This window comes from Rhodovibrio sodomensis, assembly GCF_016583645.1.
Taxonomy (GTDB): Bacteria; Pseudomonadota; Alphaproteobacteria; order Kiloniellales; family Rhodovibrionaceae; genus Rhodovibrio; species Rhodovibrio sodomensis.
Window position 1 is genome coordinate 34,595 of the sequence record NZ_NRRL01000036.1, and the last position, 6,172, is coordinate 40,766.

Here is a 6,172-nt window from a genome sequence, read left to right on the forward strand (position 1 = left end):
TCAGATGTCCAGCCCGGAGCGGGTCCTGGGCTTGCCGCCCGACCGCTCCGGGGACTTCCTGCCGCCCACCGCTTTTTCCGGGTCGGGCTTTTCGCGCGTGCGCGGTTGGCGTTCGGGCGCACTTGTCCCTGTGCCGCGAGACGGAGCGGTGGGTGGCCCGACCGGGTCCACTTTCAACGGGTTGTCGCGCCGTCCCGTGCCTCGCTCGGGCGGACGACGATCCGGATCCAGGCCGACTCGGGTCGCGTTGACGACTGCGTTCGTCTGGTCTTCGTCGAAGCCGTGGCTTTCGAGTTCTTCGCCCAATTCACGGGGCCAGCCTTCGTCGGAGACGTCGACCTCGAAAGGTGTGGGCCCGCCTCCTCCGGGGGATCGCTCCACCAGGATGTGGAAGCTTTGGTCGTCGTCGGTAGCGCCGAACAGGTTCTCGATCGCCCGGTTTCCGGCGACACTACCTCGGTCTCGAGGGCGAACGGATGGCAGGACGGGATCGTAACCCCTCTCTCCTCCGGGTTCCGGCATTGGGGCCGGTCGGGTGCCCGTCACTTCGCTGACGCCTTCCCCTAGAGGGTTCGCGAGGCCGCGGAGTTCATGGCCCTCGCGCTCTTTCTGGGCCATGGCTTGCACGATCCCTTCAAGCCGGGAGAGCTTGCAATAGACGCCTTCGTCGGCCGCCACGAAGGTGTCGGCGGTGCCCCTGCCCCACGTGACCCGGCCTTCTTCGCGGGCCTGCTCGATCGCCTCGTCGTCTCCGACCGCGCCTTCGTTGTGCCTGAGCCAGTCTCCCCAGCCGACCCAAACTTGCGTGTCTGGGTTCTTGGCGATCTGGGTGCCTATGTCCGCGGATGCGAGCGCGCCCTCCGCATGTCGAGCGGTCGGCGAACACACGGCTGGTCCGGTGCGCTTGGGGGACAGCGGAGCTTTCACTCCTTTCTCGGAGGGGATAACCGCGAGCGCTCGATATCCGGTGAGTTTGAAGCACGTTTGGTTGGCCGCGCCGCTGTACCCGGTGCATGAGGGCGCGTCGCCTACGAAGACGCGGTGCTTGCCGTTGAGCGCCAGCTTGTTCTCGGTAGTGCGGCAGTTGGTCGTCTGCCCGGGAGGGAGGCCCCACGCGGCGTCGGCCAGACTCTTTCCGATGCCTTTGTCCACGGGTCGGCGGTCGTCGCGCGGCCCGACATATGTGCGCGTCACTTTCGCCATGGTCGCCTGCCAGATATAAAATACACGAGTTATCATGGCACATTTGGATGCGATGTGCTATAATGATCTTCAATGGAGTCAGTGGGCCTGCCGCCCCAGGGATGGATTTCGATGCCCAAGAGATACGCAGTTCGCCGAGGTACTCTCGAAAGCAAGGTTGCGGAGGTGCTCCGCGGCGAGAGGTTGTGCCGATGGAAGACCGGGGCAGACCCCATTTCGGGTACGGACGGCTCGATCCATGCCGTCGAAGTCTACCTCGGGAACGAAGGCAGCCTGACCGTCGGGCTGCGGGAGTTCGTGGCGACGACTCCGGCCAACGTCGAAGCCGTGACCTCGGAGGCTTGGGGAATGGGGTATGGCGTGGCCGTCGAAAAGGAACACGACGATCCGGAGTTCGGACCCACGATCTTGATGCGGCCGCCTTCCAGGACTGGAGCTCCGGTCGCGGTCTCGGGTATTTGCGATTGGGTTCTCGCTGAACCCGGGGACTACGAGGAAGAGCGAGCCGCGGAACTGCTTACAGAGAGCGGTGAAGACGCCGACGAGGTTGCGGTCGAGAAGCTCTCTGAGTCTCTCCGCTCCGAAAGCGTCATCCATTTCAAGCTCGACGCGATCGTCGATTGCCTCGCCGACCAACTCGAAAGCAAAGGAATATCAGTTGTCTGAACCGTTAGCTTGACCGGGCGTTTGAAAGCCGTAAACGAGATGAATCGACGAGATGAGCCTCTCGGTTTACACCGGTGGTTTTGCTGAAGAGTGTTACATGTCCCATAACCGCTTTTAAAGTGGTGCTTTTTCTTTCTCCTGATCGTGTCACCATCACTCTGCCATGGGCTGCTTACTGCTCACCGATTATCGGTGCCCGCACGGTCCGCTGCGAGTTCTGGCCGAACATCGGCCAAGCTGAATCGGCAGGACCGTCGATCGCCGTGTTCAACGCGTAGACTTTGTTGTCGTAGGACCCGATGTAAACAGTGCCGTCCGGCCCTATTGCAGGCGGACTGAGGGCTGATGACCACCTGCGACAAGCTGGGTGTGTCGTTCTGGGATTACCTCGGCGACCGGCTCGCGATCCCGGATGCCCCGGACGTCCCCCCGCTGCCCGTCCTCATCCGAGCCCGGGCGCCGACCTGAGCCGGGCGCGCACCAATGCATCGACAACTGCTGATTGGACGGCGTCGGACCCCCGGCCTGCCCCATGCCCGGGCTTTTGCCCAATGTACGTGCGCAAGGGTGGCATAGTAGCTCTCCGCATCCCAGAAGGTCTCGAAATGCGGCATGCGGACCCGGTCCAGGGTGACGCTGTAGCAGGCCATGTTGCCGCCGTGCTCGATCGCGGCGCCGGTGGCGGCGACGAAGGTCTCGGCGGCCTCGATCCGGTCGACCGGGTCAAGCCGGGGCTCGGCCGGCGCGGTGAAATGCGCGGACAATCCCTCGATCTGCTCGACGTTTAAGACGGTGTAGCCCTTCATAAACGGGATCTCACGCTCGACGTCCTCGCCGCTCTGCTCGTCCGTCTCGGTCCGGGTCAGGGTGTTGGCGTAGACGACGAGGCTGCCTTTCTCGCCCTTGCGGACATGGGCGCCCATCTCCTTGGCCTGGCAGAAGGTCATCCAGATGGGGGCGGCGAAGCCCTGGGCCATGGCAGCGCGTGAGGCGCGATGAGCGGTTCGACATGGTGACCGTCCTCCTGAATGGCATAGCGACCCGTCCTGGTCGCACCGGTGGGCAAGGCGGTTAGACCGCCGCCTCGCAAAGCTCGCGGGCCAGCGCCGGCAACCGCTGCAGATCCGCGGTGGCCCGCTTTAGGTCGTCGATCGAGTTCTTGAGGGCTAACGTTTCCGCACGCATGCGCTCGCAGGCTTCGAGGAGGTTCCGCGGTTCCGTCCCGGCGGCACGCGACCCCGTACCGGGATCGCGATCGCTACCGTCCACAGGCGCGGCGTTGACGGGCTTGAGTTCGGGTACGCGTCGAGCGGTTCCGCCGGGCTCGCCGACAGTCTCGGACGTGACTGCGGCTGCGGCCTCGTAGAGCTGAGCCGGGCTCTCGGAGGTAGCAACGTTCCGCCGCGCGGCGAAGTCGATCTGAATGACCTGTCCCATGGTGTGCTCCTGTCGGGGTAAGTTTTCGACACCATAGAAACGACAAATCGGCTCAAAATGCTCGCGTCCACAAGGTGATCCGCGCTCACGGGCGGTTAGCCCGTTATGGTTAACAATAAAACGGAGGTATATCGGGGCAAAAATCTGGCTTGACCCGAAATCCACTGCGGGAAGTGCGCGTAGAAATCGCCCTTGTTCGTATGGAATTGAATGTATGAGCTGCCGCGTGGGTCTGACGAACGGTCGGCAGGAATGTCCAGAACCGGAATACACGTGCTGTACTCCGCGGCGTCGGTACAACGAACCATCGCACGCAACAACGTCGTGTCGGCCTCTCCGGCATCGATGTTAATTTTTTGTGTCGGCATCGGCACGGCGTAGGAACGAGCCAGTTCAAGTCAGCGGGCACGCGCCATAACCATCGGAGGCTATCTCATGCTCCGTCGTATTGTTTTAGCGCTCGCTTCCCTCGTCCTCGTGTCTGGGACAGCAACTGCTGGAATGAACAAGTCGGTGGTCGACATCGCTGCCGGCGATGATCGTTTCGAGACGCTCGTACAGGCTGTCCAGGCAGCCGATCTGGCGGAAACCCTCAGCGGCGAAGGCCCGTTCACGGTTTTTGCGCCGACCGATGAAGCATTCGCGAATCTGCCCGAAGGCACGGTCGAAAATCTTCTGAAGCCGGAAAACCGCGATCAATTGCGGGCGATCCTCACCTATCACGTGGTCCCGGAAGAGGTTCCCTCGAGCGCGATCGCGGGCAAAACCCTCCAGGCCGATACAGTCAACGGCAAACCTCTTGGGATCGACGCATCCGGCGGCGGTGTCGAGGTCGGGAACGCAAACGTCGTCGCGGCGGACGTCTCGGCGTCGAATGGCGTTATTCATGTGGTCGACACGGTGATAATGCCGCCCGAGAGCTGATGTAAGCGACAACGTTTCCAAGCAGGCTTGCCCCGTCGATATATTCGACGGGGCTTTTTTTAGTCCGGTCAAGTTTCGAGCACCCCAATTTCCGGCGAACCGTTTGTGTCTTGACGAACCCATTCCAAACCTAATTGCACCGGGCACCTGCCCGGCGGGCGGCCAATATCAACGAAAACTGGGGGCAAAGGGTCCCGTTAGAGACAGGTGACCCCCGGCGAGCACGTAACCCATCGTCTGGGATTGCTCCAACGAGCCCGATTGCGCCCTCATCCGCGCACATGTCACTGGCCTTCAGCCATAGCCTCTTCACCGGTTTTTAATCGCATTCGTCCCTAAACTTCGGCACCGAAACCAAGGGTGAGGTAGCGCGCATGCAGTGGAAGGGGGCCAGATCGCGAGGCGGTGTCTGGCCTGCGATCTACCTGGCGCTCGGGACTTTCGTCTTTCTGGCCGCGCTGTCGCTCCAGGCACCCCAGGAAACCCGCAAGGTCGCGGTCGTGTTCCCGCCCGGTACCTCCTTTGCCCAGGCGGTGGACGCCCTCGCGTCCGTCGGCGCGCGGCCCGTTCGCGACGGCGCTTGGGCCAACATCGTAGTGGCGGACCTCGGGCGCGTGCGCCGAATCGCCGATCTCCACATACCTAACGCCCTGTTGCTGCTCGACCCGATAGCGGTCGGCGGGTGCTTCGGCCCGCCCGCTTGGTCGCTCAAGGCCGGGCGGAGTTAGCATGATGACCGCTTACATGAACCAGCGCCCGTCCGGGCAAGATCAGGAGAGCCCGCGCATGACAGACCTGGCCGCGATCCGCCGGAAAGCGATCCTCGGCCTGCTGGCCGCTTTCGCGCTGCACATTCCGCTATTCCTCGCGGTGGCACTCGCACGCGGTCTCCCGTTCTTTCTGCCCGTCCTGGGGACGGTCGTCGTGGTCGCGGTGATCGCGGGCACCTGGTGGCGGGACCGCGACGGCCCCGGAACCCGCTACATGCTCGCCGTCGGGGCTGCCTTCATGCCGGCGGTGCTCGTTTATCTGCTGCGCGGTCATCCCTGGCAAATCGACATGCACATGTATTTCTTCGCCATGCTCGCGATCCTGGCAGTGCTGTGCGACTGGCGCGCCATCCTGCTCGGTGCCGCGACGATCGCCTTCCACCACTTGAGCCTCAATTTCGCCCTGCCAGCGGCGATCTTCCCTGACGGCACGTCGCTCATGCGCGTGGTGCTGCACGCGGGGGTGGTCGTCGTCGAGGCGGGCGCGCTCGTCTGGCTGTCGGCCACGCTCGCCAGCGCCCTGGCAAGCGCGCACACGGCCGTCGAAGCGTCCGAGCGTGCGCGTCAGGAGACCGAACAGGCACGCCAGGACCGCGAACGCGCCGAGGCCGAAGCCGCCGAGGAAAAGCGCCAGGCGATGCGGGATCTGGCCGATCGATTTGAAACGAACGTTGGCGGCATTGTTGAAACGGTGACGTCCGAGAGCACGGAGCTGCAATCGACGGCGCAAAGCATGGCGTCGGTCTCCGAGGAGACGAACCAGCAGGCCGCCACCGTTGCGGCGGCCGCGGAACAGGCATCGGGCAACGTCCAGGCCGCGTCGTCGGCGGCTGAGGAGCTGTCCAGCTCGATCCAGGAGATCTCGCGGCAGGTCGCCCACTCGACCGAGGTCGCCGGTCACGCGTCGTCGCGCGCCAACGATACGCAGGCGGTCGTCTCGGAACTCTCGGAATCGACCCAGAAGATCGGCGAGGTGGTCGACATTATCTCCGATATCGCCGAGAAGACCAACCTGCTGGCTCTCAACGCGACCATCGAGGCCGCGCGGGCCGGCGATGCCGGGAAGGGCTTCGCGGTCGTCGCGAACGAGGTCAAGGACCTCGCCAACCAGACGTCGAGGGCAACGAGCGACATCTCCCAGCGGATCGCCGACGTCCAGCAGCAAAGCGAGC

7 protein-coding genes are annotated in these 6,172 nt (G+C 63.7%); 4 read left to right on the forward strand and 3 right to left on the reverse strand.

The window, feature by feature from the left end:
* Positions 1-1,203 (reverse strand): hypothetical protein, encoded by a 1,203-nt coding sequence (locus CKO28_RS13740; protein ID WP_207168824.1) that lies wholly within the window; start codon positions 1,201-1,203, stop codon positions 1-3.
* Between the two features lie 111 nt (positions 1,204-1,314).
* Between CKO28_RS13740 and CKO28_RS13745 the strand changes: the two genes are divergently transcribed.
* Complete coding sequence (locus tag CKO28_RS13745) at positions 1,315-1,869, forward strand: hypothetical protein (protein WP_200341363.1); 555 nt, start codon at positions 1,315-1,317, stop codon at positions 1,867-1,869.
* Between the two features lie 383 nt (positions 1,870-2,252).
* Here CKO28_RS13745 and CKO28_RS13755 read toward each other — a convergent pair whose 3' ends face one another.
* Together CKO28_RS13755 and CKO28_RS13760 are read right to left on the reverse strand one after the other, a co-directional pair.
* Entirely contained in the window at positions 2,253-2,846 is a 594-nt protein-coding gene (locus tag CKO28_RS13755) for an ArdC-like ssDNA-binding domain-containing protein (protein ID WP_200341364.1), read from the reverse strand.
* 94 nt (positions 2,847-2,940) lie between these two features.
* Entirely contained in the window at positions 2,941-3,306 is a 366-nt protein-coding gene (locus CKO28_RS13760) for a hypothetical protein (protein WP_200341365.1), read from the reverse strand.
* A gap of 501 nt (positions 3,307-3,807) precedes the next feature.
* Here CKO28_RS13760 and CKO28_RS13765 point away from each other — a divergent pair.
* The 3 genes from CKO28_RS13765 to CKO28_RS29135 form a co-directional block, all read left to right on the forward strand.
* The gene (locus CKO28_RS13765) at positions 3,808-4,230 is read left to right on the forward strand and encodes a fasciclin domain-containing protein (RefSeq protein WP_242480559.1); all 423 of its coding nucleotides are present in this window, start codon (positions 3,808-3,810) and stop codon (positions 4,228-4,230) included.
* 374 nt (positions 4,231-4,604) lie between these two features.
* Complete coding sequence (locus tag CKO28_RS13770) at positions 4,605-4,958, forward strand: hypothetical protein (protein ID WP_200341367.1); 354 nt, start codon at positions 4,605-4,607, stop codon at positions 4,956-4,958.
* 196 nt (positions 4,959-5,154) lie between these two features.
* Positions 5,155-6,172, forward strand: a 1,018-nt coding sequence (locus CKO28_RS29135; protein ID WP_338050131.1) for a methyl-accepting chemotaxis protein, incomplete at its 3' end; no start/stop codon positions are given.